This window comes from Erythrobacter sp. Alg231-14 (genome assembly GCF_900149685.1).
Lineage (GTDB): Bacteria > Pseudomonadota > Alphaproteobacteria > Sphingomonadales > Sphingomonadaceae > Erythrobacter.
Genome location: NZ_LT702999.1, coordinates 2,545,812 through 2,570,141 on the forward strand (window position 1 = coordinate 2,545,812; position 24,330 = coordinate 2,570,141).

Sequence of the window (24,330 nt, forward strand, 5' to 3'; positions counted from 1 at the left end):
GCATGACTGCCTTGCGTCTAAACCTTATGCAAGGGGTCTGATCACCGGACCCATCCGATGCGATCAAAAGCGCGTGGGCGCGTCACCATAGGCGTTGGGTCCGTCTTCTGTTTTGAGGATCCCGAACCCGATGATGATCAACAATCCGATCCATCCGACCAATCCCATGACTCCCATCTCCGCCTGGGCAGCAAAGGGGTCAAAATCGCCATTCTGTGCAGCGTTTTGTGTCGTCGCCATTGATTCGCGCATCACTTCTTCGATGCGGTCAAAGAACGTGTAGGTGTAAACAAGGCTGAATATCTGTGTGCACACCGGCACAGCAGCGATCCATCCGCTAAACCCGCCATCGTGAAGCCGGCGCACAAACGAAGCGATCAACATCACCGTCATGATAACTCCCAAGACGGTCGAAATGATCATTTGCAATCGCATTTGCCCGATCATGTTGCTCATAAAAGCTTCCATCGCCTCAGCGCTTTCGGCCCCCGCGGATGCCGATTCCAAAGCTTGCGTGAAAACGGAGACATATAGGGGGATCGCGGCAACCATCCCGATGATGAATTGGGCGACAACCAAGAACAGGACGTAAAACCAGAATGTCTGTCGCGCATCGCGGCCCGAGACATCGAAGATGTGGGTCAAACCATGGCGGATCGATTGTATCATCTTAATTGTCCCTCTCTGATATACACCGCGAGCGTTTTAATAGGCGCGCGCCACCAAAATTCGTTCAACCGCCGGATCGCCGGTGAAGATACATGTGCCATCACTTGCATCGGAACCCAAGGGTACATTGCGGATGGTCAGTTTCTCACCCTTCAATTTCTCGACGACTTTCTCCAACGCCGCACCGGTCGGTTTGGACCATTGTACTTCAACCCAGCCGGGATATTTTCCTTGGCTTGCGAAGAATTCGGTCACTTCGTCCCATTGCGTCACGCCGCGCGTGATGTTGGTATCGCGCCGATCCTGCGCTTCTTTGAAAATGCGCGTTTGAATGTCTTCGAGCAGCGCCGAAAGACCGTCGGCAAATTCTTCGCGCTTGATGAATTGCATCGCGGGTTTTCCATTGTCCGCGTTCCACAGTTGATCGCGGCGCAACATGGCGACTTTGCCGTTTTCCATATCGCGTGGGCCGACCTCTACGATGATCGGAGCTCCTTTGCGCACCCAATCCCACCGTTTGGCGGTGGCTTTGCCAGGGCTTTTGTCGAGCAAAATGCGTACGCTTTCCCCGCAAGCGTTGGTGCCTCGGATCGATGCTTGCAATTCTTCGCAATAGGCAAGAACCGCCTCATCCTCGGGCTTGTCGCGCAGCATGGGAAGGATGATGATTTGATGCGGCGCGATCCGCGGTGGCACGCGCAATCCATCGTCATCGCCATGCGTCATCACCACGCCGCCGATCAACCGGGTCGACGTGCCCCAGCTGGTCGTGTGACAGTGTTGTTGGACGCCTTCGCGGTCTTGATATTGAATGCCCGCAGCGGTTGAGAAATTGGTGCCCAGATAATGCGACGTGCCTGCCTGCAAGGCTTTACCATCCTGCATCATGGCTTCGATAGACCATGTTTCATCGGCGCCGGGAAAACGCTCATTCTCAGGCTTCTCGCCTGCGATAACCGGCATGGCCAAATCTTCTTCGACACAGGCGCGGTACATTTCCAGGGCGCGATGCGTTTCTTCCAACGCTTCTTCCTTAGTTGCGTGCGCAGTGTGCCCTTCTTGCCAAAGGAACTCACTGGTGCGCAGGAACATCCGCGTGCGCATTTCCCAACGGACAACATTGCTCCATTGGTTGATCTTTAACGGCAGGTTGCGCCACGATTGTATCCACCGCGCCATCGCATCACCAATGATCGTTTCGGACGTCGGGCGAACCACCAAGGGTTCTTCCAACTTCGCCTCGGGATCGGGGATCAAACCGCCATCTTTGCCCGCGATCAAACGGTGATGGGTGACGACCGCCATTTCTTTGGCGAAACCTTCGACATGTTCCGCCTCGCGTTCAAAATTGGCGAGCGGTATGAAGATGGGGAAATAGGTGTTTTGAACGCCGGCGGCTTTGATGCGGTCATCCATCAATCGTTGAACGCGCTCCCAGATGCCGTAGCCCCATGGTTTGATCACCATGCAACCACGCACGCCGGATTCCTCTGCGAGGTCGGCCGCGCTGATCACTTCTTGATACCATTTGGCGAAATCGTCTTCGCGCTTCACATTGAGCGCGTGCCGAATGTTTGAGCCGGTATTTGCCACAAAAGTTCCTGTCTAATCCGGTGCCAATATTGGCGGTTGTTCGTTGCCGGATCGCGTGGCTTTATTTGCCCAATTCGTCCAGCTTCTTTTGCATCGCGGCCATTTGATCGCGCATCGCGGCCAGTTCGTCCGAAGGGTCCGATTTTGCCGGAGTTTCCTGTTTGGCCGGTGCGGATCTGGTGGGCGCAGATTTGCCCCCGGTCAAATTGCTTGCGCCTGGAATAAACGTTTCGGCGGCGGCGCGCATCATCGCCATGTTGGTTTCATGGATCGCCGCCAGCGGGTTGTTGCTCATGCCCTTTTCGAAGGCTTCGCGGATTTTGCCCTGATTCTGGCGAAAATTGGTCATGCTCGCTTCGAGGTATGACGGCATAAGCGTTTGCATGGAATTGCCGTACATGCCGATCAATTGGCGCAGGAAACTGACGGGCAGCATTTGGCCGCCATTGCTTTCTTCGTCCATGATGATTTGCGTCAGGATCGAATGCGTGATGTCGTCACCCGATTTCGCATCGAAAACCACAAAGTCGACATTATCGCGCACCATCTTGGCCAAATCTTCGAGCGTAATGTAGCTGGACGAGGCCGTGTTGTAGAGCCGCCGATTGGCGTACTTTTTGATGATAGTCGTGTCTGCCGAAATGTCGGCGGAAGTGTCGTTCGACTTGCGTGCCATTATGGTGATCCCGATTGTATTTTTCTGTATCTTAGCATCTGCACAATGTGCGGCGCAACACAAACGCCAAAGACCTGTTCGCAAGTGCGATTAAAACTGCATTAGCCGCGCAATCGCCGCCCGATCATCGTCAGCAATTCATATTGAGAAACAGAGCTTTGCTGCGCAACATGGGGAAGATCGAATGGCACATTGACCCAATCCCCTTCACCCAGGTTTGGCGCGTTGGAAAGGTCCGCAACGACCATATCCATCGATACTTTGCCCAATAGCGGCAAGGTGACTCCATCGCGCATCACCACCCCGCCGGGGCCACGGCTTCTCAAAAATCCGTCCGCATAACCCAGTGACACGGTCCCAACGCGCATCGGTTTTTCCGCGACAAATTCGCCGTTATATCCGACCGCATCACCGGCGGATAACATACGCGTTTGGATGATGGCGGCATCGATATGACCGACCTGTTGGAGGTGTGCCCCCATGTCATCGCGCGGAACCCCGCCATACAGCGCGATGCCGGGACGGGTTAGGTCCATCGCGTAATCGTGGCCCAACCCAATTCCCGCGCTGTTTGCCAAACTGGCTGTCACGTGCGGTACCATCGTTAGGCATTCCTTGAACGCCGCAAGCTGGCGCGCATTCATCGCGAAATTCGTGCCCTTCTCGTCCTCATCCGCGCTCGCCAAATGGCTCAACAGGATGTTGACTGACAGGTCTGCAATGGTCGGATCGCCTAATTCTTGCGGTGACACGCCCAATCGGTTGATGCCGGTGTCCACCATCAAATGGCATGCGCCCCCACCGGCCATTGTCCATCGGCGCGCCTGATCAAGGGAATTGATTACCGGCACCACGCCTGTCGCCAACGCAAAGGCAACATCATCGTCACGAACCGGACCATGCAGAACAGCAATCTGATCTGCGGGCACATGCATCAACGCGCCGGAAACTTCGCTCCAATGGGCGACGAAGAACCGATCGGCACCCGCATCGCGCAGGACCGGCAAGCAGGCATCGACGCCCAATCCGTAACAATCCGCCTTGATCGCCGCGCCAGCCCTAGCCGGCCCAGACAATTCATCCAGAGCGCGCCAATTGGCGGCCAATGCGGATGTATCAACCCGCAACCTCAAGGTTGGCTCTGGCGATGTGTAGGCCGGCGTAGACGTCGGCTTAGACTGATCCGGATTAGGCAACGTCGTCCTCAAAGTCCTTTGGCGGTCCACCCGAAAGGCCCCACCATGCGACGACGACACCAAAGGCTACAACGCCCCAAGTGTACCATAGGCCAGAATAGACATTACCCGTGCTGGCGACGATAATTCCGGAAATCAACGGCAAGAAGCCGCCCAAGTACCCTGCCCCGATGTGATACGGGATCGACATCGATGAATACCTGATGCGCGCCGGAAACATCTCGGACAAGAGCGCCGCGACCGAACCGTAGGTCAACGCCGACAGCACACCCAACATCAACAACGCCAGCACGATGCCAATGATGTTGATCATCGGGGGTACTTGGCGAGTGAAGTCGAAACCAGCCTCAGTCAAAGCGGCCTGAATGCCCAGTGTCCGGACGCTGTTGTCGGCCATCCAATCATCACCAATTGCCACGGTTTCACCGCCAACCGTTACGCCCAACGTATCCGCCGCTTCGACGGTATACGACACGCCGCTAGCGGTGAGCGAACCAAGGATTTTGCCGCAATCGGTCTGTTCACGATCGAACAGTTTGGCGAACGGATCGGTGACGCATTGTTCGCCGGAAACAACTACGGGCGTGCGTTCCGCGGCTTCTGCGAGACCGGGATTGGCCAAGCTGCCCATGAACCAGAATATTGGGAACAAAAGGACCAATGAGGCCAAGGCACCAATGATAATCGGTTTCTTACGCCCAATACGGTCGGACCATTTGCCCACGATAATGTAGAAGCTGAGCGAAATCAGACCGGCCGCCAACAAGATCAATTCCACGGTTAATTCATCAAGCCGCATGTCCACTTTTAGGAAGGACAAGCTTGAGAAGAAGGCGGTGTACCAAATCGTGGTCAAAATCCCTGCCACACCGAACAAAGCGACAAAGATACGCTTAGGGTTGCCCGGATAGGTGAAGCTCTCGATGAACGGATTGCCGGCCGTTTCGCCTGCTTCTTTCATCGCCTTAAACACGGGGCTTTCCGACAATTTGACACGCATCCACAATGAGATGGCGAGCAACAAGATCGACAAGAGGAACGGCACACGCCAACCCCAATCGTTGAATTCTTCTTGTGGGATGATCCAGCGACACAGCAACACGACCACGATTGAAAGGACGAAACCGCCTGCGACACTGGCCTGAATAAAGCTGGTGTAGAAACCGCGTTGTTCCGGCGGGGCGTGTTCGGCGACGTAAATCGCGGCGCCGCCATATTCACCACCCAATGCGAGCCCTTGGAGAACGCGCAAAAAGATCACGATCATCGGAGCGATGAAGACATACTCTTCGCCGTAACTTGCCTTAAGTTGCTCCACCGTCGGGATCAGGCCGACGCCAGCGGTCGCAATACCCATCAATGTCACCGTGACAATGAAGGTGTATTTGCGCCCCAGTTTGTCGCCTAGAAAACCGAACAAAACCGCTCCGATAGGACGGAATGCAAAGCCAACGGCAAAGGTCGACCAAACCAACAACAATCCAAGGGTTGGATCATCGACATCGTAAAAGGCGTTTTGCAAAACTAGCGCCAATGTTCCGTAGATGAAGAAATCGTACCATTCGAAAATGGTCCCCGCGCTGGACGCGCCCACCACAAGGCGAATTTCTTTCGCCGACGGCTCATGAGCGGCCAAAATTTCCGCTTCTGTCGTTGAACTTGTCATGTGTCCCCGTTCATCATGCCCGCTTTCCAACCGTTAATCGGTCGGCTCTGCGGTCTTTCCTATCCTGAATTGCATGCCTTAGCGACAGGCTGCTCAGGATGAAACCGTCCCTGTTGATAGGGCCTTCGCCGCGCCGCGCCATGGAAGCAGCAATGCGTCGTGGCGACCGGGATGCGCACGCGCGGGTTCCAATGCGTCAAAGCCTGGCCAATCGGGCAATTCGCCATCGCCGCGCAACCATGCCTCTATTGCGAGACAGACGTTCGGAACATAGGACGCCGCGCGCCCCTTTATGGAATGCGCCATGATCGCGGCGGAACTTTGGCCAATGGCGCAGGCGGTCACTTGCAATCCAACGGCGCTCACGCAGGCGTCATCGTCGAGGTTCAGGCCAACGTCCAAAACGCTGCCGCATGTGCGAGACCGCGCTTGCGCGGAGTATTGGTAGGGTGGGATCAGTGGGAACAACGCCAAATCGGCGGACAAAGCCAAGAGACGCGGCGTGTAGAGTTTGGCCGGGCGGGCGATTGTGTCCTTGTGATCAGCCACAATCGTTATTGGTCTGGCTCTTCTTCGCCCAACAACTGTGCGCGGCGCTCTGCGATCATCGACACCAATTCGCGAGAGAATGCGTCCGCTGCTGGGTAAGTGCGCGCTTGTGTGATCCAATCGGGTCGCCCTTTATAGCCCCATACCGTATCGAAACCCAACACGAGGACAGAGAACGCGAACACGACAATCAACGCGCCCTTGACCGCGCCAAATCCAAAACCAAGAACACGGTCAATCGGGCCAAGGATCGATCCACGCGACGCCTCACCAACGTTGCCCGCGATCACTTTCATCGCTGCATAGGGGATCAACAACAGCATCGCGAATGACAAGATCGACGTGGCCGGATCGGCATCGTAATAGCCACGCAGAAACTCGGTCAGCGTACCGTGGAGATAATAGACCGAAAATGCCGCAAGGATCCACGCAGCAAGGCTCAAAACCTCCTGCACCAATCCGCGCATAAACCCACCAATAGCCGCAACCGCGACAATGATCAGAACGATAATATCAAAACCCGTCATAGGTTTGATCAATTATTCGCTACCCATCACCTGGTCAACGAGATTGCTCAATCCATTCACCGAACAATAATTCAACGTCGATGAGCCGGTCTTGTCGTCCGATGATCCGCGAGAGCTGGATGGTCCATACCCCCGCGTGAAGCCCAGTTTCGCCGATTCGCGCAGTCTAAGATCAGAATGCGCGACCGGCCGTATCTCTCCGGCAAGAGAAACTTCCCCAAACCACGCCGACTTATCGGGGAGTGGTTTGTCCGCGAGAGCAGAGACCAAAGCGGCGGCAACCGCCAAATCGGCTGCGGGATCGGAAAGGCGGTATCCGCCGGCAATGTTCAAATACACTTCGGCAGAAGAGAAATTCAAACCGCACCGCGATTCCAACACGGCCAACAACATCGCAAGGCGACCGTTATCCCAACCGACCACTGCACGACGCGGGGTCGCGCCCGATTGCAATTTTACGATCAACGCCTGAATCTCGACGAGCACCGGGCGCGTGCCTTCTAATGCAGGGAAGACCGAACTCCCGGCCAACGGATGGTCGCGTCCCGACAAAAACAACATCGAAGGGTTCGATACCTCTTCAAGCCCGCCGGTTTCCATTGAGAAGACGCCGATTTCGTCGACCGCGCCAAACCGATTTTTGAGCGCACGAAGGATCCGATATTGATGGCTTCGTTCGCCTTCAAAACTCATCACAACATCGACCATATGTTCCAACACACGCGGTCCGGCGATGTTGCCATCTTTGGTCACATGCCCGACCAACATGACCGCGCAACCGCTTGCCTTGGCGTATCGGATCAATTCCAACGCGCACCCGCGCACCTGACTAACGGTCCCTGGGGCGCCCTCTATCGTGTCGGAATGCATGGTTTGGATCGAATCAATCACCAACAAAGCTGGCGGCTCGCCCTGACCCAAAGTGGTCAAAATATCGCGCACCGATGTGTTCGAAGCCAACCGAATTGGCGCATCGGCCACGCCCAACCTTTTTGCCCGCAAGCGCACCTGACCGGCGGCTTCTTCGCCGCTGACATAAACGACATCGTTGCCGCCGCGCGCAATTGTCGCTGCCGTTTGCAGCAAAAGGGTCGATTTTCCGATACCCGGATCGCCGCCCATCAACACCGCAGAACCCGGAACGATACCTCCGCCCAAGGCGCGATCAAACTCCGCCAATCCGGTTGATTTGCGAACCGGCAGTTCGGTCGGCTTGTTCAAGGCGATGAATTCGATGCCCCGTCCGCCACTGGATAAATCATGTTTTTGGGAGAAGACCGTTGCGGGTGCGTCTTCGGTTAGGGTGTTCCATTCACCGCATTCGCCGCACTGCCCCTGCCATCTCGGGCTAACCGCGCCACAATTTGCGCATACATATCGCCGTTTCGTCTTCGCCATCCGATGATCTGTAGGTGGAACATTTGAAGAACGCAATCGTGAAATTCTATTCGCATTCGCAATTGCCTTTCACTACAAACCCCGCCATTTGTGGCGCATGCGGCAGAAAGAACTTCGCCTTGCTCTTGTGTGTTACGGCGGCGTTAGTCTGGCGGTGTATATGCACGGCGTCACAAAAGAGGTGTGGCACCTAGCCCGCGCCAGCCGTGCCTATCACAGCGGCAATGGTGACGATTTGACCGGGGTCGCTGCGGTTTACCGCGATTTGCTGATCCAGATTGAGCGCGACAAGCAATTGAAGCTTCGAGTGCTTCCCGATATTCTAACCGGTGCTAGCGCCGGCGGGATCAATGCGGTGTTTTTGGCCCAAGCGATCCATTCGGGCCAATCGCTCGAGCCGTTGACCAATCTCTGGTTGGAGAACGCCGATGTTAGCGAGCTGACCGACCCGGATGCTCAACCGATGTGGCGCTATGCCAAAATTTGGGCGCAGCCGATTGCCGATTGGTTTTTGAGACGGCCGGGGAACGCAGTCAGCGAAAGCGTATCGCCCGAAACCCGCAATGAAGTGCGGGCGAAAGTGTCCCAACTTGTGCGGGGCCGATGGTTCAGCCCGCCATTTTCCGGTGCTCGTTTTTCCGCTATGTTGTTTGAAGCGTTGGAGCGCATGGCGCAAACGCCGTCTGGACAGCCGCTTTTGCCACCAGCGCACCCGATTGACCTGCTTGTCACCGCGACCGATTTTCGGGGGCATGCGGAAATGTTGCGGTTGAATTCTCCGCCGGTCATCCAAGAAACCGAACACAGGATGCCGATCGATTTTCGATCCGCAACACCGGGAGAGACTGGCAACGACCTAGCCCACCCGTTGGAATTGGTTCTGGCCGCGCGATCCACCGCAAGCTTTCCCGGTGCGTTTCCGCCTTTGGCGCTAAAAGAAATTGACGATCTGGCCGCGGCTCAGGATTGCAATTGGAACAGTCGGGCCAGTTTTCTGTCGCGCATCATGCCCGTTCATATGCGCGACGGAACCGAAGGCAGCACCGCATTGATTGATGGCTCTGTGTTGGTGAACGCCCCGTTTGGTGCGGCGTTAAAGGCGATGCAGGCCCGGTCATCGCAACGCGAGGTGGACCGCCGGTGTGTCTACATCGATCCGCGTCCCGATCGATCGGATGCAAGTGCCGGCCGGCCAGAGGGTGACGCGGCTGAAATCGGATGGTTCGGTGCTATTTTTGGTTCTCTATCGACTATCCCGCGTGAACAACCGATCCGCGATGATTTGGAACGGATTGAAAAGCAATCGAGCGACGCGCAACGCCTTCGTCGGATCGTGATGGGATTGCGTCCAGAGATCGACCGGGCCGTTGAAAAGCTGTTCGGCCTGACATTCTTCATGGACAGTCCAACGCCCAAGCGGCTTGAGAATTGGAGAGAGCGTGCGCAACAGGCCGCCGCCGAACGGGCCGATTATGCGTTTGGGGCTTATGCTCACACGAAATACAGCGCGATCATCGCTCGGCTAGCGCGTTTAACATTTGGCGCTGCACCCGAATTGCGGTTGACCGATTACACCCCCATCGCAGCGGCATTTCGCAATGAGATGGAATCCAGAGGGTTGGAAACGCTCACCGAAGAGGGCGGCGGCGCAAACGCGCAAGCGATCCGTTTCTTCCGCGAACACGACATCGCCTTTCGCATGCGCCGCCTGCAATTGTTGGCGCGTCGATTGGCGCGCGATTGGGAAGTGGATCCCGAAATCCCCGACGATGCCTTGGATGTCGCGCGGGAGAGAATTTACGACATTCTGGCTCTCTATCGCCGTGCGGATGACGCATCGATGTTAACCGGGAAGGAAGCAGAGACGTTCGGCAAATTGGCGCGGTGTGCGTTGGAAAATCCGGGCGCGCTTCTGGATCACCTTGCCGAAAAACGTATGTTGCCAGAGGTCGATTTGAAGGCCGAGGAAATGTTGGCCGAAGCGTTGAACGCCATGCCTAAGAATTTGAAACGGCGCATGTTGCTGACCTATTTGGGCTTTCCATTCTACGATGTGGCAACCCTGCCCCTCACCCAACGAGAGAGTTTGGGCGAATATCATCCCGTGAAGATTGACAGAATTTCGCCAGACGATGCCTTGTCGATCCGCGAAGGGGGAACAAAGGCCACATTGCGTGGGATCGAGTTCTACAATTTCGGCGCGTTTTTCAGCCGTGCCTATCGCGAAAACGATTATCTATGGGGTCGATTGCACGGTGCAGAACGAATGGTCGATCTGGTCGTTTCAACGGTCGAAGGTGGGATGGAACGCGATGCGATCCGGGGCGCAAAACACGCCGCGTTCAACGCCATTCTGGATGAGGAAAGCGGCGCGGGCCGATGCAAACAAAAATTGATCGACAAACTTAGGGGCGAAATCGCTCAACGTTTTGCATAGCGCTCGTTCTCGCCCCGTCGCCGGGATCCCGGCCGCTTAGGTCCCGAACGCTTCTTTCAATTTGCTAAAAAATCCCTTGCTTTGAGGACATTCATCGCCCGTTTCCGTTTCGCGGAATTGTTCAAGGATTTCTTTTTGTTTGCGGCTAAGTTTGGTGGGTGTTTCGACCTGAATTTCGACCACCATGTCGCCGCGCCCGCGGCCCTGTAGAACGGGCATACCCGCTCCACGAACGCGCAATTGTTTGCCCGATTGGATGCCGGTTGGAATTTCGACCGTGTTGGTGCTGCCATCAAGGTCCGGAATATCAACACGCCCACCCAGCGCCGCCGTGGTGAAGCTCACTGGAACGCGCGTGGCCAATGTGGTCCCGTCGCGCTCGAACAATTCGTGATCCTTCACATGGATGAAGATATACAGATCGCCAGGCGTCGCGCCGCGTGGACCTGCTTCGCCCTTGCCCGAAAGACGAATGCGGGTGCCTGTGTCCACGCCGGGCGGTATGTCCACGGCCAAAGTTTGCGCCCGATCGACACGCCCCTCACCGCGACATTCACCGCAAGGGTCCTCGATCACTTGACCGCGCCCGCCACATGTTGGGCATGGGCGTTCGACCACGAACAATCCTTGTTTCGCGCGAACCGCGCCTGCGCCGTGGCACAGATTGCACGTGCGTTCCGAAGTGCCCGGTGTCGCGCCCGATCCATCGCACGTGTCGCAACTTTGCGAGACTTCGATTTCAATTTCTGTTGATTTGCCGTCAAACGCTTCGTCTAGGCTGATCTGCATATCGTAACGCAGATCCGCACCTCGGCGTTGTTGTTGGCGCCCGCCGCCCATTCCGCCGCCGCCAAATGCGCTGCCGAATATGGTTTCGAATATATCGCCAATATCGCCGAAATCGCCCTGTTGACCGCCGCGACCACCAAAGCCGCCGCCGCCGCCGCCATTCATCCCTTGGGTAAAGGCTTCGTGGCCGAACCGATCATAGGCTGCGCGCTTTTGCGGGTCTTTGAGGCATTCATACGCCTCATTGCACGCCTTAAACTTCGCCTCAGCTTCGGCATCGCCCGGATTTCTGTCCGGGTGAAACTTCATCGCCAATTTGCGATAGGCACTTTTAAGCGCTGCGGCGTCCGCATCGCGCGACACCGACAGTGTTTGATAATAATCGGTTTGAGTGGCGGCCATTGTTGTACCTTTCACACCTCCCCGTCACGAAGGATTTGCATCCGTGACGGGGTGGCAGAGGGTTAAATCGCTTAGGCCTTTTTGTCGGCGTCAGCGTCCGCATCGGCGTCGCCATCGACTTCCGAGAATTCGGCGTCGACAACTTCTTCGTCAGCATCATCTTCGCCGGCTGCATCCGCTGTGTCGCCGCCTTCTGGTGCCGATTCTTGCTCTTGCTTGTAGATCTGTTCGCCCATTTTCATGGCGGCTTGGGTCAATTCCTGAGCCTTGGCGTTGATCTCTTCTGCGTCGTCACCTTCGAGAGCAGTCTTCGTTGCGGCAAGCGCTTCTTCGACCGCGGTCTTGGTATCGGCGTCAACTTTATCACCGTTCTCTTCCAATTGCTTTTCAGTGGCATGGACGAGGCTGTCGGCCTGGTTGCGCGCTTCGGCTGCTTCGCGGCGCTTCTTGTCTTCTTCTGCGAACTTCTCAGCGTCCTGAACCATTTGATCGATATCGCTATCGTTCAAACCGCCGGAGGCCTGAATTTTGATCACTTGCTCTTTGCCGGTGCCTTTGTCTTTCGCCGCAACCGACACAATGCCGTTGGCGTCGATGTCAAAGGTCACTTCGATCTGTGGGACGCCGCGCGGCGCAGGCGGAATACCGACAAGGTCGAAATTGCCCAACAGCTTGTTATCAGCCGCCATTTCACGTTCGCCTTGGAAGACTTTGATTGTCACGGCGTTCTGATTGTCTTCGGCGGTTGAGTAGGTTTGCGTCTTTTTCGTTGGGATCGTCGTGTTGCGATCGATCATGCGGGTGAAGACACCGCCCAATGTTTCAATGCCCAATGACAGAGGTGTGACGTCAAGCAGGAGAACGTCTTTCACGTCGCCCTGAAGAACGCCGGCCTGAATGGCGGCACCCATGGCCACCACTTCATCAGGGTTCACGCCGGTGTGCGGCTTGGCTTCGAAGAATTTCTCAACCACTTCACGAACCTTAGGCATGCGGGTCATACCGCCGACCAAGATCACTTCGTCGATTTCATTCTTGCTCACGCCCGCATCGGTCAGAGCTTTCTTGCAAGGCTCGAGAGTGCGATTGATAAGCGCGCCAACCATTTTTTCCAGATCTGCACGAGAGATGGTTTCGACCAAGTGCAAAGGAGTGGATGAACCACCTTCCATGCGCGCCGTGATAAACGGCAAGTTCACTTCGGTCGTGGCCGAGCTGGAAAGTTCAATCTTGGCTTTCTCTGCGGCTTCTTTCAGACGTTGAAGCGCAAGCTTGTCCGTCTTCAGATCCATGTTCTCTTTTTTCTGGAATTGTTCGGCAAGCCATTCAACGATTGTGTTGTCGAAATCTTCACCGCCCAAAAACGTGTCGCCATTGGTGGATTTCACTTCGAATACGCCGTCACCAATCTCAAGGATCGACACGTCAAACGTGCCGCCACCAAGGTCATAAACCGCGATGGTCTTACCGTCGTCTTTGTCCATGCCGTATGCGAGAGCAGCGGCGGTTGGTTCGTTGATGATGCGCAAAACTTCGAGGCCAGCGATTTGGCCGGCGTCTTTGGTCGCCTGACGTTGTGCGTCGTTAAAGTATGCAGGAACGGTGATGACCGCTTGCTCAACCGTTTCGCCCAAATAGCTTTCGGCGGTTTCTTTCATCTTTTGCAGGATGAATGCAGAAATTTGCGAAGGTGAATATTGTTCACCGGCGCTTTCGACCCACGCATCGCCATTTTTGCCTTTGACGATGTCGTAAGGAACGATTTCCATATCTTTCTTAGTCAATGGATCGTCGAACCGGCGACCGATCAAACGCTTGATCGCGAAAAGAGTGTTGTCGGGGTTGGTTACGGCCTGGCGTTTCGCAGGTTGCCCGATCAGTCGCTCACTATCTTTTGTGAATGCAACGATCGAGGGCGTGGTGCGTGCGCCTTCGGAATTTTCGATAACTTTAGGCTTTCCCCCGTCCATCACAGCAACACAGCTGTTGGTCGTTCCGAGGTCGATACCGATTACTTTACCCATTATTTTCCCATCCATTGGACATGTGTTGGACACCGCGCCATGCGCTTCCCCTGTGGCGTTAACCTTCGGGCGAAACCGTTCGGCGGCTCGAATATGAGGCGGATATAGGTGCGGTTTCGCTTGGCACAAGAAGCCCCCTGCCCTAGTTTTTCATCCTTTCCACAGACGGGACAATTTTTGAAATGCTGAAAAAGACGATGGGAGCGGATATGAAACGGTTTACAACAGGGTTTGCAATGGTCGCCAGCTTGGCTCTTGCCGCATGCGGCGGAGAGGCCGAAACAGTGGAAGCACCGCCCGAAGGCGTGGTGCCGGGCCTTGAGGTTACGGATGCACGTTTGGTGCTCGCACCGGTGGCCGGAAATCCTGCGGCGGTCTATTTCGATGTGGTCTATAACGGCGAGCGGGGCGTCTCCATCAGCGGGGCATCCGTCGAAGGCGCATCAAGCGCGGCGGTGCACGCCATGATGGAATACAATTTCGAAATGACTATGGCCGAGGCGGGGCCGATTGCTTTGCCTGCGGGTGAGGAAAAATCGTTTGAACCCGGTGGTTTGCACATCATGGCGTTCGAATTGGGCGAAGGCATGGAAGCGGGCGGAACAGCCGAAGTGACCCTGAACATTTCTGGCGGAGCGCGGCACAAATTTGATGCTGAAATTCGTGCCGCTGGTGAAGAACGCTGAACGATGGTTCGCCATCGGAAACACCACATATGAAACCCCAAAACACCTTTGCGTCAACGGGAATGGTTTATGCCTGTCCCGTTGGCGGAGAGCGGCATATGACACCGGGTGAGGTCGAAATCGCACGCAGTGTTTTTGGAGATGAGATTGATTATGGCGCAGTGAAATTGCGCCGAAGAAAGTGGTTTCCGTTTCAACCCAAGCGGATCACCATGGCCCCGCGCGGTCATGTTCATTTTCATCCGAAGGGCGAAGCGTATTGCGACGATTTTTCGGAACAATCGATGGTTAGACAAGGATTGTTGATCCACGAACTCACCCATGTTTGGCAAACGCAACAACGCGGGCAATGGTATTTGCTGCTCAACCGGCATCCGTTTTGCCGCTACAATTATGCCATAAAACCGGGCCTGCCATTCACCGGTTACGGGATTGAGCAGCAAGCGGAGATCGTGAAACACGCATTTTGGTTGCGACATGGAATTAAAGTCGCCGGGATTGCGGACAAAGCGGTCTATGATCTGCTGGTCCGATTTGATGGCGCGACCCGTTAGGGTCAAACTTTGATAAAATTTCATCGCTGCCGCAGCGCGCCGTAACGGAACCTTGAAATTGAGGATGGATCGCGCGGATAATCCTGTGCTTTACGCAGTGAAACAACGCATTTCGCATCCAGCATAGGACAATCCACAATGATCACGCACACCAAATCCGACGGCGCGCATATCCTCTCTTTGGACGATGGAAAGGTGAATGCCTTTAACAAAGAAAAGCTCGATGGATTGGTGGCAAAATTGGCGGAATGTGCGGGCGATTTTGCGCCGGTCGTAATCCGCGGTCGCAAAGGGATATTCTCTGCCGGGTTTGACCTAAAAGGGTTCGCCGCTGGCCCAGATATCGCCACCGCCCAACTGCAGGCAGGCAAAGACGCGATCCTCGCGATCCTGCGTCACCCTGCCCCGGTCGTGACATTGTGCGAAGGCCACGCCTATCCAATGGGTGCTTTCCTTATGCTGGCCGCTGACCGCGCGATTGGCACCGAAGGCGAGTTTATCACCGGCATGAATGAAAGTGCGATTGGTATGGCTTTGCCGATCTACCCGATGATCTTGGGCGCGGCGCGGTTGAATTCCACGGGCCGCAAAGCGGTCGCCACTTCGCAAATGTTCACACCGCACGAAGCGCGTGAGGTCGGGTATTTCGATCATGTCGCCGCAGCGGAAGACATTGATGCTTTATTGGCAAAAATTTTGGGTGAGATGAAAGCGCTCAATCCCGGTGCGTTTGGAGCCAATAAGTCGGCCATGAACGCGCAATTGATCGCGGATATTGAGGCAAGCCCGCTGCCCAATTTTGGGTGAACAAAGCGGGGTAAGCCCCTAGTTGTTCGCCAAGAATTTTCAGCGCGGCGTTATAGCCGTACACAAAAGCGCAACGGCGCTACTGATTCAATACGGGTGTCAATTTGACGCATTGCCGAGGATCTGCCGCTTGAGCATTCATCAGTGCGCCAACTTCACTGCCCGAACAGATCCGGTCATGAAGTGTGTCGCACGCAGAATACTCAATTTCGGGTAAGGATTTGGCGAACTTTTTGCTAGGCGACTTAGTTTGTTGATCTAAGCGCGTCAGACAAACAAAACGATCGCTATCGTAGCGCCGATAGCGATCGTTTTCGTTCAGGGTTATATGTTGATCAATCCGGCTTTTTCGAAACGCCTACCATGGCCGGACGCAGCAATCGGTCTTTGATCATCCAACCGGCCTGCATTTCTTGAACGATGGTTCCGGGTTCATGATCGGTCGAAGGGATTTCCATCATCGCCTGATGCTGGTTCGGGTCAAGCGGTAGACCCATCGCGGCAACGCGTTCGATGCCGTTCTGTTTGAACACTTTTTCAAGCTCACGCTGCGTAGCCTCAATGCCGATCACAAGGCCTTTCATCTTTTCATCCTCGCGTAGGCTATCCGGGATCGCTTCGATCGCGCGCGACAAATTGTCGGCCACGCTCAAAATATCACGAGCGAAGCCGGTTGTCGCGTAATTGCGCGCATCCGCGATGTCTTTCTCCGCCCGGCGACGAACATTTTGCTGTTCCGCTTTGGCGTAGAGAACGTCTTGCTTGGCCGTTTCGACTTCGCTCCGCAGATTTTCAATCACTTCGGCCATGGCCGCCGCATCAGAGGCCGCCTCACATTCTTCATCAGAGCCGCCATCATCGAGGAATTCCTCGGGCACACCTTTTAGTTCTTCTGCTGCCGCATCTGCCTGCGACTTATCATTGTCGATCATGTGTTCTGGTTTTCCGCTTAAACTGTGAGCTTACCCAATGCGCGACCAAGCGATCGCGCCGTCAGGTCAATCATGGGGACCACGCGCGCATAGTTCAACCGTGTCGGGCCAATAACGCCCAAAACGCCGACCACCCTGCCCTCAATATCGCGATAAGGTGAGGCGATGACCGATGATCCCGAAAGGCCGAACAAGCGGTTTTCGCTGCCGATGAAAATGCGCGTGGAATTGGCGTCGCGCGCGCGTTCCAACAATGTGGCGACCGATTGTTTGTCTTCGAGATCATCAAGCAAGGATCGCACCCGTTCAATATCTCCCATGGCCGCTTCATCGAGCAGGTTGGCCGCGCCTCGCACGATTAAAACGGGCCGTTTGCCCGCATCCTCGCTCCACACGGCCAATCCGCGGGTAACCAAATCGCGACTGGCATCGTCCAATTGTGTTCGCCCAGCTTTGATCTCCGCCTGCATGGCCTGCGTTGCTTGGGCCAATGTTCTGCCCGCAAGATGAGCGGAAATGTAGTTGCTGGCGGTTTCGAGAGATCCGGCGCTGCTGCTGTCAATATCAACAACACGGTTTTCGATGCCGCCGTCTTCACCGACCAAAACCGCCAAGGCCCGTGATGGGTCGAGCGGCACAAGGCTGAATTGCGACAGTTTCTGTTCGTTCGCGGGCACCATCACCATGCCGGCCGCGCCGGATAATTCAGAAAGCAGCATGCTGGTTTGTTGCAGCGCCTGTTCGACCGGTCCGCTTTCAGAAAGCCGAGCCTCGATCTGTGCGCGTTCTTCGCGTGAGGGTTCGGCCACACGCATCATACCATCGACAAATATCCTAAGGCCGGCATCGGTCGGCAAACGCCCGGCGCTGGTGTGCGGGGCGGCCAACAATCCCAACCGTTCCAGATCGGCAAGAACCGACCGGATCGAGGCGGGCGACAAATCGATCCTGCTATCGGCCGCCAGTGTTTTAGAACCCACCGGATGTCCGCTGTCGATATACTCCTCGACGACCCGACGAAAAATATCGCGTGCACGTTCGGTCAATTCGGAAATCGGGACGGAAGTCATAAACCGGCGATAAGCAATCAACTGCGACTAGCCAAGCCTTGCCCCTAACTCTGTTCCCAGCCAAACCCCGCTGCAACAATCGACTCGACACAAAGGACAACAACCATGCGCCCATCAGGACGCGCGCCCGACGAAATGCGCGCCATCACGATCGAAACCGGCTATACCAAACACGCAGAGGGTTCCTGCTTGATCAGTTTTGGCGACACCCGCGTGCTTTGCACCGCCAGCGTCGAAGAACGGATCCCGCCTTGGTTGCGCGGCAAAGGCGAAGGTTGGGTCACAGGCGAATATTCCATGCTCCCCCGCGCCACGCACACCCGTGGCAGCCGCGAAGCCGCACGCGGCAAGCAATCGGGCCGGACACAAGAAATTCAGCGACTGATCGGGCGCTCATTGCGCGCTGTCGTCGATCTGAAGAAACTGGGTGAGCGTCAAATCACATTGGATTGCGACGTGATTCAGGCCGATGGCGGAACACGAACGGCGTCGATTTCGGGCGCGTGGGTGGCTTTGCGTTTGGCAGTGAACTCACTGATGGAATCGGGCGCGATCAAGGATGACCCCATCACATCGCAAGTCGGTGCAATTTCCTGCGGCATTTACAAAGGCACGCCGGTTCTCGACCTCGACTATCCCGAAGACAGCGATGCCGATGCTGATGCCAACTTCGTCCTATTAACCGGCGGCCAAATTGCCGAGGTTCAAGCGACGGCAGAAGGCGCGACCTATGACGAAGAAGGGTTGCTGCGATTGCTGCGCCTTGCTCGTATCGGTTGCGACGGTATCTTTGCTGCGCAATTGGACGCGGTGAAGTAATTTCGGGCGGGATCGCGTTCGCTTGAGCTTGATCCCGCCATTTCACGGGTTCTCCGGCGCCTTCATCGAAAGCGACTGCATAAAGAGGGGTAAACGGCGAAAATGACGCGCAAACTCGGCGGTGGCTCGCTTGTCATCGCGACCCACAATGCGGGCAAATTGAAAGAGATTTCGGCTCTGCTCGATCCGTATGGGATGAAGTGCATCTCTGCCGGATCGCTTGGCCTGCCTGAACCGGTGGAAACGGGCAAAACCTTCGTTGAGAACGCTTTGATCAAGGCCCGCGCTGCGGCGCAGGCGTCTGGCCTGCCCGCATTGGCCGATGACAGCGGATTGGCCGTGGATGCATTGGATGGTCGCCCGGGTGTTTACACCGCCGATTGGGCTGAACGGCAATGGTTCGAAGGGGAACCGGGTCGGGATTGGTACATGGCGATGGGCAAAGTCGAAGGTTCGTTGCAACAAATGGGCCCCGATGTTGAACGCGGCGCTGCATTTCATTGTGTCCTTGCTTTGGCATGGCCCGATGGCGACCACGCTGTGTTCGAAGGGCAATGTCCCGGTTCACTCACATGGCCTCCGCGCGGAGAATTGGGCTTTGGCTATGATCCCGTCTTCGTGCCGAACGGTTACGCAAAGACTTTTGCCGAGATCGAACCATCGGAAAAGCATCGCATCAGCCATAGGGCCGATGCCTTTGCCAAATTGGTGTCGGATCAATTCGGGGTTTAATGGGAGGCTGATTAACGACTTCGGGCCGGGACGATTGGAACGCCCAAGATGTTGCCAGCGGGCCAGTACCGACACACCAGCACATCAAACCGCGCGTTTTGCACTTTGGCGCATCCGACCTCACGCGTGTCGGCCCACACGATTTGGGTGTAATGTCCAACATCGGCCCAATTTCCGGTCGTCGAAACAGAGGGGAACTGGCCTGGTCGAAAAAATTGCTTCTCATCGGCAAAATGCCCAATCATCTGGTCGGCGCTAAAATACCCTGCGGTGCCCATCCATAGATTCTCGCCCCGCCCATCGCGTTCTTGCACCGATGCATGGCGCAATCGATTTTCCGTCGCCAATTGATTGGCCCAATGCCGTGCCTCCCGCGCCAATTGCGCGTTCCAAACCAACGGTGCGACGCCGAATTCGTCGCGTTCAACATTGTGAGCCGTTAGCCAGATCTGCTCGTTCCGTGCATCGCCATCCTCAACTTGAGCTGTGGCGACGGGAACGCCCATCGCGGCAATGGCAATCACAGGGCCGATCATGGTTAGGCCGGATTGAATTGTCGCGCGAATGTTCATCGCGTAGGGTTTGCGACGCAAGCTTTTAAGAAAGACTGAATTCAAACCTTGGCCCGCGCGCTCTACATCCATTGGCCCTTCTGTGCGAAGAAATGCCCCTATTGCGATTTCAATTCGCATGTCCGCGCGTCGGTGGATGCAAACGCTTGGCAAACGGCGTTGATCGCCGATATGCGCGCAGAGGCGCAGGTTGCTGGTGGTGAAGCATTATCGTCCATCTTTTTCGGCGGAGGAACGCCGTCCTTAATGCCGCCGCATGTGGTTGGCGCATTGTTGGAAGAGGCGGCGCGACTTTGGGGATTTGCCGACGATATTGAAATCACGTTGGAGGCAAATCCATCATCGGTTGAGGCGGCCAATTTCGCGCAATTGGCGGAGGCTGGGATCAATCGTGTGTCTTTAGGTATACAATCGTTGGATGACGAAGTTCTGCAATGGCTGGGCCGATTGCACGGGGCCGATGAAGCGGTGCGCGCGCTCAACGTCGCCAAAAAACACTTTGCCCGCGTCAATTTTGATTTGATTTATGCCCTGCCGGATCAAACGCCGGAACAGTGGGAGGCGCAATTGGCCCGTGCCTTGGCCTTTGGCACGTCGCACATGTCGCTGTATCAATTGACTATTGAACCGGGGACACGGTTCGCAACCGATGTGCGGCGCGGCGAATTTGCGCCGTTGGATGACGATGCCAGCGCCGAATTGTTCGAATTGACCCAATCTATGACACGGGCGGCGGGCCTACCGGCATATGAGACCAGCAATCATTCCAAGATCGGGGAAGAAAGCCGTCACAATCTGACCTATTGGCGGTATCAGGATTACGTCGGTATTGGCCCGGGCGCTCATGGGAGACGCGGTGGATTTGCGACGGTCCGCCATAAGAAACCGGAAAACTTCCTCAAGGCTGTGCACGATAATCGCCATGGTATCTGCGAACAAAGCCATCTGCCGATTGAAGAACAAGCGGCGGAATCTTTGTTGATGGGATTGCGCCTGCGCGAAGGAGTTGATTTGCAAGCCCTCGAAGGTCGTTTCGGTTTTGCGGCCAATGACTTGATTAAGGGCGATAAATTGGTGCACCTCAAATCCATTGGCATGGTTTGGGAAGACCAAGCCCGCATTGGGGTGTCCGAAACCGGACGACCCGTGTTGAATTCCGTTTTGGCCGAATTGGTCGCGGACGATTTGGTGCAAGCATGATGGCGGCGGGCACTCCGTCGGATCTGATCGCGCAATGGCGGGCGCATCTCACCGATGCTCGTCGGCGCAGTCCCCACACTGTGCGCGCATATGTCGCCGCAGCGCAGCGCCTGGCGTATGCCCGCAATGCCAGTGCATGGAACGATATTGCTAACGTAGAGGCGCATGACCTGCGCACACACCTTGCACAAAGACGCGCCGAGGGGATTGCCAATACGAGCGCGGCGCGGGAATTGTCGGCTTTGAAAGCGTTTATCGCGTTTGCCCGTGCACAAAGCGGCGATCCTGATCCCGCTGCGCCGCGACTAAGGGGGCCCCGTATCAAGAAAGGTTTGCCCCGCCCCGTCACACCCGATGATGCCGTGAATATAGCGGATCTCATCGATGGCACGGCGAGCGAGGATTGGGTTGGCGCTCGCGATCGTGCGGTGTTGTTGTTGATGTATGGTTCCGGCCTACGGATCGCTGAGGCCTTGGCCATCAGATCAAGCGATGAGCCGCTAAGCAATACACTGTTGGTGAATGGTAAAGGCGGGAAACAGCGCATCGTACCGATCCTGCCGATCACACGCGACGCGGTGGCCGAATACGCACAATCCTGCCCATGGCCCCTTGCTCCAGATGATGCCCTTTTCAGAGGGATAAAAGGCGGGCCGTTGTCCCCGGGCATGGTGCAAAAAGCGATGGCGAAAGCAAGGCACGCATTGGGCCTGCCCGATACAGCAACGCCGCACGCATTGCGGCATTCATTCGCCACGCATTTGCTCGGCGCAGGCGCCGATTTGCGCAGTTTGCAGGAATTGCTGGGCCATGCCTCGCTGGGATCGACGCAGATCTATACAAAGGTGGATGCGGCAAGCTTGCTGGAGAGTTATCGCAAGGCTCATCCTAGGGCGAATAAGGGGTGATTAGGTTCCGAAAGCAGACATTCGGCTACCGACCCTAATTGCGGACTTAGAGGCTAGCCGCATTGTGCCATATAAGGTCGCGTCAATCTGGCACTTTACGCGGGTCGCCCGCTATCAGCCGACCGTGCTTACACCATGCAGCCAGTGAGGGGCTAAATTCAGCTGCTGCTTTGGCGTCATAGCGCGCAAGATCTTCGGGGCGGCATACACCTTCCCAGCGGCGGTTTGTGCCCTTGTTGATGAAGGTTTTGCCTCCACCTTTCCAAATGCCGCCTGCTTCCGGCATCAATTGCTCAGCGGCTTTTTTCATTGCCTTGAAGCCTGCCGCTTCGACCAATTCAGGCCAGAGATCCTCGGCGATGTTGATATCAAGGAATTTGGCGAGCCTGCGCATCTCGCCGTCAAGATCGGCCTTCATGTCATTATAGTGCACCAACAACACGTTTGGATCCTGTCGCGCCGCCCAGAAGCTGTTCTCCATCGCGAAATAACCCGCTCCCGGATCGCCCAGCTCGTCTTCGGGTCCGTCTACCCATCCAGCGAAGTGGTCTGCGGCGTCTTGGGGTGAGAAGTCGAAGCTGTCGCCGTCGCCGAACTTTGGATCAACATTGCTTATCTCGACAAAGCGCTCATTGACCTCCGGCGTGTAATTGGCCTTGTGATTGAAGAAGCTCATCGCCGCATCGCGTCCGTCTCGGGCGACGTGTATGTATTTGACCCCTTCGTAGTAGGGCAAAGCATCAACAGGCAGGTGAGACTTTAGAAAACGGCGATGCTCTTGGCTGGCAGCCAATTCGTGCATAGCACCGGGCGGCGGCACCCTAAAATCAGGCCATGGCGAAATGTCTTGCACCGGGAACGGGGCTGCACTGCCGAACACCATCATGCCCACGATCCGCTGTGTCCAGGTGGTGCCGCATTTCGGGTAGGTGGAGATGACGATGTCGTCAGCGCGCATCGGAAAATCGTCCCAGCACGAACTGTCAAAGACGCGGCTCCGCACGTGACGCGTTGCGGGCCGGATCAAGCGCGAGGCCGCGATCACCACGAATTCCCAATATCAAGCCTTGGCATTAGACGTACCCCCCAAAAAAAATCGGCTAAACTCATGGCAAGGTAGCCAGAATTTTGGGCTGGTCGAGTCCATCTTTGTGACAGGCTGTAATCGTCAGCTTTCACCCCCAATATCAGTCATACAGCATTGGCTCGAATTGGGCCGTGAGCGGACCGTCTGGGCCCAGCCGATTGACCTAAGAAAGCGGTCGGTCCGCTTACGACCCATTTGCGGACATTGCTATTGTCCCCACCCATCCCAGTAAAGACTATTGCGGTCAGAGTGGACAGCACAGCTACTTCAAGCCGCCCTCTAGTGATTGGACCATCATACTGTCGGCCACCAAAGTTGGATTTGGCGGCAAGTGGCTTGCCACCCGCTTCAGCCATGCCTTGATTGTAGGATGCGCGGCGGCTGTTATCTGCTCTTCGAGGCCGAACATGTAGCCCCAGACCACTTGTGGGAAAACCGCGAAATCCAGCATCGTCGGCGCGCTCAACCGGCCGAGATACGGCCCCTCCCCGATATGCGCCGCCAGCTCTATACCAATCCGCATCTGCATGTCGGGAATGCTCTCTTCAAGGTTCATTTGCCGCGCCATGACCTTAATGAAGGGAGCCTCGCGTAGAGCTTCGGGCCAATGATGCCGTACCTCTTCAGGTAACGGCGTATGCGCGCTCAGCAGCGCCGCCAAGCGCCAAGCACGATACCGGAACTGGAGCGTGTCAGGTCCATCGATCGGATAACGAAAGATACTGAGCAAGAAGTTGTTGCTGATCCATGCGTCTATCTCCTCGATCTTGGCGCGATGCTCTGGGGGGCAAAGCGGCTTGCTTGGAAACATCTCATCGAGCCAATGCGCGTGCGCGGAAGATTCGTGCCTCCATTCGCCATCGATCTCAAGCACCGGAACCTGCGTCTTGCCGGTGAAGCCTATTACCTTGTCGGGATTGGTCGGATCTACTGGCACATGTGTGAAATCGATCCCCTTATAGTAAAGGAAACAGCCAGTTTTGCGCACATACGGGCTGGTTGCATAACCATAGAGTTTGACTTCTGTCATAGCGCTG

At 55.9% G+C, this 24,330-nt stretch carries 23 protein-coding genes; 8 read left to right on the top strand and 15 right to left on the bottom strand.

What is annotated here, in order from left to right; genetic code table 11:
- Nucleotides 1-63: 63 nt before the first annotated feature.
- From BQ8290_RS12170 to radA, 8 genes are all read right to left on the bottom strand, one after another.
- Nucleotides 64-669: a DUF805 domain-containing protein gene (locus BQ8290_RS12170; protein WP_108790692.1), complete on the bottom strand. Its 606-nt coding sequence runs from the start codon at nt 667-669 to the stop codon at nt 64-66.
- Nucleotides 670-705: 36 nt separating this feature from the next.
- Nucleotides 706-2,262: a proline--tRNA ligase gene (gene proS / locus BQ8290_RS12175; protein WP_337661372.1), complete on the bottom strand. Its 1,557-nt coding sequence runs from the start codon at nt 2,260-2,262 to the stop codon at nt 706-708.
- 61 nt (nt 2,263-2,323) lie between these two features.
- The gene (phaR, locus tag BQ8290_RS12180) at nt 2,324-2,938 is read right to left on the bottom strand and encodes a polyhydroxyalkanoate synthesis repressor PhaR (protein WP_108790694.1); all 615 of its coding nucleotides are present in this window, start codon (nt 2,936-2,938) and stop codon (nt 2,324-2,326) included.
- Nucleotides 2,939-3,039: 101 nt separating this feature from the next.
- A complete protein-coding gene (gene alr / locus BQ8290_RS12185) occupies nt 3,040-4,065 on the bottom strand; it encodes an alanine racemase (RefSeq protein WP_337661373.1) in 1,026 nt (341 codons plus the stop codon).
- Between the two features lie 61 nt (nt 4,066-4,126).
- Complete coding sequence (locus BQ8290_RS12190; RefSeq protein WP_108790698.1) at nt 4,127-5,800, bottom strand: MFS transporter; 1,674 nt, start codon at nt 5,798-5,800, stop codon at nt 4,127-4,129.
- Nucleotides 5,801-5,893: 93 nt separating this feature from the next.
- The gene (locus BQ8290_RS12195; RefSeq protein WP_337661374.1) at nt 5,894-6,349 is read right to left on the bottom strand and encodes an iron-sulfur cluster assembly scaffold protein; all 456 of its coding nucleotides are present in this window, start codon (nt 6,347-6,349) and stop codon (nt 5,894-5,896) included.
- Between the two features lie 5 nt (nt 6,350-6,354).
- On the bottom strand, nt 6,355-6,876 hold the full coding sequence (locus tag BQ8290_RS12200) for a CvpA family protein (RefSeq protein WP_108790700.1): 522 nt from the start codon (nt 6,874-6,876) through the stop codon (nt 6,355-6,357).
- Between the two features lie 12 nt (nt 6,877-6,888).
- Complete coding sequence (radA, locus tag BQ8290_RS12205; protein WP_108790702.1) at nt 6,889-8,274, bottom strand: DNA repair protein RadA; 1,386 nt, start codon at nt 8,272-8,274, stop codon at nt 6,889-6,891.
- 97 nt (nt 8,275-8,371) lie between these two features.
- Here radA and BQ8290_RS12210 point away from each other — a divergent pair, with 97 nt between their 5' ends.
- Entirely contained in the window at nt 8,372-10,711 is a 2,340-nt protein-coding gene (locus tag BQ8290_RS12210) for a patatin-like protein (protein WP_108790704.1), read from the top strand.
- A gap of 36 nt (nt 10,712-10,747) precedes the next feature.
- Here the strand turns inward: BQ8290_RS12210 and dnaJ are convergent, their stop codons facing one another.
- Both dnaJ and dnaK read right to left on the bottom strand, forming a co-directional pair.
- The gene (gene dnaJ / locus BQ8290_RS12215) at nt 10,748-11,902 is read right to left on the bottom strand and encodes a molecular chaperone DnaJ (protein ID WP_108790706.1); all 1,155 of its coding nucleotides are present in this window, start codon (nt 11,900-11,902) and stop codon (nt 10,748-10,750) included.
- A gap of 71 nt (nt 11,903-11,973) precedes the next feature.
- The gene (gene dnaK / locus BQ8290_RS12220) at nt 11,974-13,926 is read right to left on the bottom strand and encodes a molecular chaperone DnaK (protein ID WP_108790708.1); all 1,953 of its coding nucleotides are present in this window, start codon (nt 13,924-13,926) and stop codon (nt 11,974-11,976) included.
- Between the two features lie 209 nt (nt 13,927-14,135).
- Between dnaK and BQ8290_RS12225 the strand changes: the two genes are divergently transcribed.
- The 3 genes from BQ8290_RS12225 to BQ8290_RS12235 all read left to right on the top strand — a co-directional run bounded on the left by BQ8290_RS12225 (nt 14,136) and on the right by BQ8290_RS12235 (nt 15,973).
- Nucleotides 14,136-14,612, top strand: a complete 477-nt coding sequence (locus BQ8290_RS12225) for a copper chaperone PCu(A)C (RefSeq protein WP_108792367.1) — start codon at nt 14,136-14,138, stop codon at nt 14,610-14,612.
- A gap of 29 nt (nt 14,613-14,641) precedes the next feature.
- Nucleotides 14,642-15,166 carry a vgr related protein gene (locus tag BQ8290_RS12230; RefSeq protein ID WP_337661375.1) on the top strand — a complete coding sequence of 175 codons (525 nt, stop codon included), beginning with the start codon at nt 14,642-14,644 and terminating at the stop codon, nt 15,164-15,166.
- A 138-nt stretch (nt 15,167-15,304) separates the two neighbouring features.
- Complete coding sequence (locus BQ8290_RS12235) at nt 15,305-15,973, top strand: crotonase/enoyl-CoA hydratase family protein (protein ID WP_108790712.1); 669 nt, start codon at nt 15,305-15,307, stop codon at nt 15,971-15,973.
- Nucleotides 15,974-16,308: 335 nt separating this feature from the next.
- Here the strand turns inward: BQ8290_RS12235 and grpE are convergent, their stop codons facing one another.
- Together grpE and hrcA are read right to left on the bottom strand one after the other, a co-directional pair.
- Entirely contained in the window at nt 16,309-16,905 is a 597-nt protein-coding gene (gene grpE / locus BQ8290_RS12240; protein WP_108790714.1) for a nucleotide exchange factor GrpE, read from the bottom strand.
- A gap of 17 nt (nt 16,906-16,922) precedes the next feature.
- Nucleotides 16,923-17,975 carry a heat-inducible transcriptional repressor HrcA gene (gene hrcA / locus BQ8290_RS12245; protein WP_108790716.1) on the bottom strand — a complete coding sequence of 351 codons (1,053 nt, stop codon included), beginning with the start codon at nt 17,973-17,975 and terminating at the stop codon, nt 16,923-16,925.
- Nucleotides 17,976-18,080: 105 nt separating this feature from the next.
- On the opposite strand from hrcA, the gene rph reads away from it, so the two are divergent.
- Both rph and rdgB read left to right on the top strand, forming a co-directional pair.
- The gene (rph, locus tag BQ8290_RS12250) at nt 18,081-18,794 is read left to right on the top strand and encodes a ribonuclease PH (protein ID WP_108790718.1); all 714 of its coding nucleotides are present in this window, start codon (nt 18,081-18,083) and stop codon (nt 18,792-18,794) included.
- Nucleotides 18,795-18,896: 102 nt separating this feature from the next.
- Nucleotides 18,897-19,526 carry an RdgB/HAM1 family non-canonical purine NTP pyrophosphatase gene (gene rdgB, locus BQ8290_RS12255; protein WP_108790720.1) on the top strand — a complete coding sequence of 210 codons (630 nt, stop codon included), beginning with the start codon at nt 18,897-18,899 and terminating at the stop codon, nt 19,524-19,526.
- Nucleotides 19,527-19,537: 11 nt separating this feature from the next.
- On the opposite strand, the gene BQ8290_RS12260 is transcribed toward rdgB, so the two are convergent.
- Nucleotides 19,538-20,170: a CAP domain-containing protein gene (locus tag BQ8290_RS12260; protein WP_337661376.1), complete on the bottom strand. Its 633-nt coding sequence runs from the start codon at nt 20,168-20,170 to the stop codon at nt 19,538-19,540.
- Between BQ8290_RS12260 and hemW the strand changes: the two genes are divergently transcribed.
- Both hemW and BQ8290_RS12270 read left to right on the top strand, forming a co-directional pair.
- Nucleotides 20,147-21,298 (top strand): radical SAM family heme chaperone HemW, encoded by a 1,152-nt coding sequence (gene hemW / locus BQ8290_RS12265; protein WP_337661377.1) that lies wholly within the window; start codon nt 20,147-20,149, stop codon nt 21,296-21,298. The two genes, BQ8290_RS12260 and hemW, sit on opposite strands and share 24 nt — an antisense overlap.
- Complete coding sequence (locus BQ8290_RS12270; RefSeq protein WP_337661378.1) at nt 21,295-22,206, top strand: tyrosine recombinase XerC; 912 nt, start codon at nt 21,295-21,297, stop codon at nt 22,204-22,206. The genes hemW and BQ8290_RS12270 overlap by 4 nt, the downstream gene beginning before the upstream one ends.
- An 82-nt stretch (nt 22,207-22,288) precedes the next feature.
- Here the strand turns inward: BQ8290_RS12270 and BQ8290_RS12275 are convergent, their stop codons facing one another.
- Nucleotides 22,289-23,164 carry a sulfotransferase domain-containing protein gene (locus BQ8290_RS12275; protein ID WP_337661379.1) on the bottom strand — a complete coding sequence of 292 codons (876 nt, stop codon included), beginning with the start codon at nt 23,162-23,164 and terminating at the stop codon, nt 22,289-22,291.
- 391 nt (nt 23,165-23,555) lie between these two features.
- Complete coding sequence (locus BQ8290_RS12280; protein ID WP_108790726.1) at nt 23,556-24,323, bottom strand: glutathione S-transferase N-terminal domain-containing protein; 768 nt, start codon at nt 24,321-24,323, stop codon at nt 23,556-23,558.
- Nucleotides 24,324-24,330 lie beyond the last annotated feature (7 nt).

Bases quoted from the DNA above. Each gene is read 5' to 3' on its own strand.
- BQ8290_RS12170 (WP_108790692.1), bottom strand. From the start codon at position 669: ATGATACAATCGATCCGCCATGGTTTGACCCACATCTTCGATGTCTCG.
- phaR (WP_108790694.1), bottom strand. From the start codon at position 2,938: ATGGCACGCAAGTCGAACGACACTTCCGCCGACATTTCGGCAGACACG.
- BQ8290_RS12190 (WP_108790698.1), bottom strand. From the start codon at position 5,800: ATGACAAGTTCAACGACAGAAGCGGAAATTTTGGCCGCTCATGAGCCG.
- BQ8290_RS12200 (WP_108790700.1), bottom strand. From the start codon at position 6,876: ATGACGGGTTTTGATATTATCGTTCTGATCATTGTCGCGGTTGCGGCT.
- radA (WP_108790702.1), bottom strand. From the start codon at position 8,274: ATGGCGAAGACGAAACGGCGATATGTATGCGCAAATTGTGGCGCGGTT.
- BQ8290_RS12210 (WP_108790704.1), top strand. From the start codon at position 8,372: ATGCGGCAGAAAGAACTTCGCCTTGCTCTTGTGTGTTACGGCGGCGTT.
- dnaJ (WP_108790706.1), bottom strand. From the start codon at position 11,902: ATGGCCGCCACTCAAACCGATTATTATCAAACACTGTCGGTGTCGCGC.
- dnaK (WP_108790708.1), bottom strand. From the start codon at position 13,926: ATGGGTAAAGTAATCGGTATCGACCTCGGAACGACCAACAGCTGTGTT.
- BQ8290_RS12225 (WP_108792367.1), top strand. From the start codon at position 14,136: ATGAAACGGTTTACAACAGGGTTTGCAATGGTCGCCAGCTTGGCTCTT.
- BQ8290_RS12230 (WP_337661375.1), top strand. From the start codon at position 14,642: ATGAAACCCCAAAACACCTTTGCGTCAACGGGAATGGTTTATGCCTGT.
- BQ8290_RS12235 (WP_108790712.1), top strand. From the start codon at position 15,305: ATGATCACGCACACCAAATCCGACGGCGCGCATATCCTCTCTTTGGAC.
- grpE (WP_108790714.1), bottom strand. From the start codon at position 16,905: ATGATCGACAATGATAAGTCGCAGGCAGATGCGGCAGCAGAAGAACTA.
- hrcA (WP_108790716.1), bottom strand. From the start codon at position 17,975: ATGACTTCCGTCCCGATTTCCGAATTGACCGAACGTGCACGCGATATT.
- rph (WP_108790718.1), top strand. From the start codon at position 18,081: ATGCGCCCATCAGGACGCGCGCCCGACGAAATGCGCGCCATCACGATC.
- rdgB (WP_108790720.1), top strand. From the start codon at position 18,897: ATGACGCGCAAACTCGGCGGTGGCTCGCTTGTCATCGCGACCCACAAT.
- BQ8290_RS12260 (WP_337661376.1), bottom strand. From the start codon at position 20,170: ATGGATGTAGAGCGCGCGGGCCAAGGTTTGAATTCAGTCTTTCTTAAA.
- BQ8290_RS12270 (WP_337661378.1), top strand. From the start codon at position 21,295: ATGATGGCGGCGGGCACTCCGTCGGATCTGATCGCGCAATGGCGGGCG.
- BQ8290_RS12275 (WP_337661379.1), bottom strand. From the start codon at position 23,164: ATGCGCGCTGACGACATCGTCATCTCCACCTACCCGAAATGCGGCACC.
- BQ8290_RS12280 (WP_108790726.1), bottom strand. From the start codon at position 24,323: ATGACAGAAGTCAAACTCTATGGTTATGCAACCAGCCCGTATGTGCGC.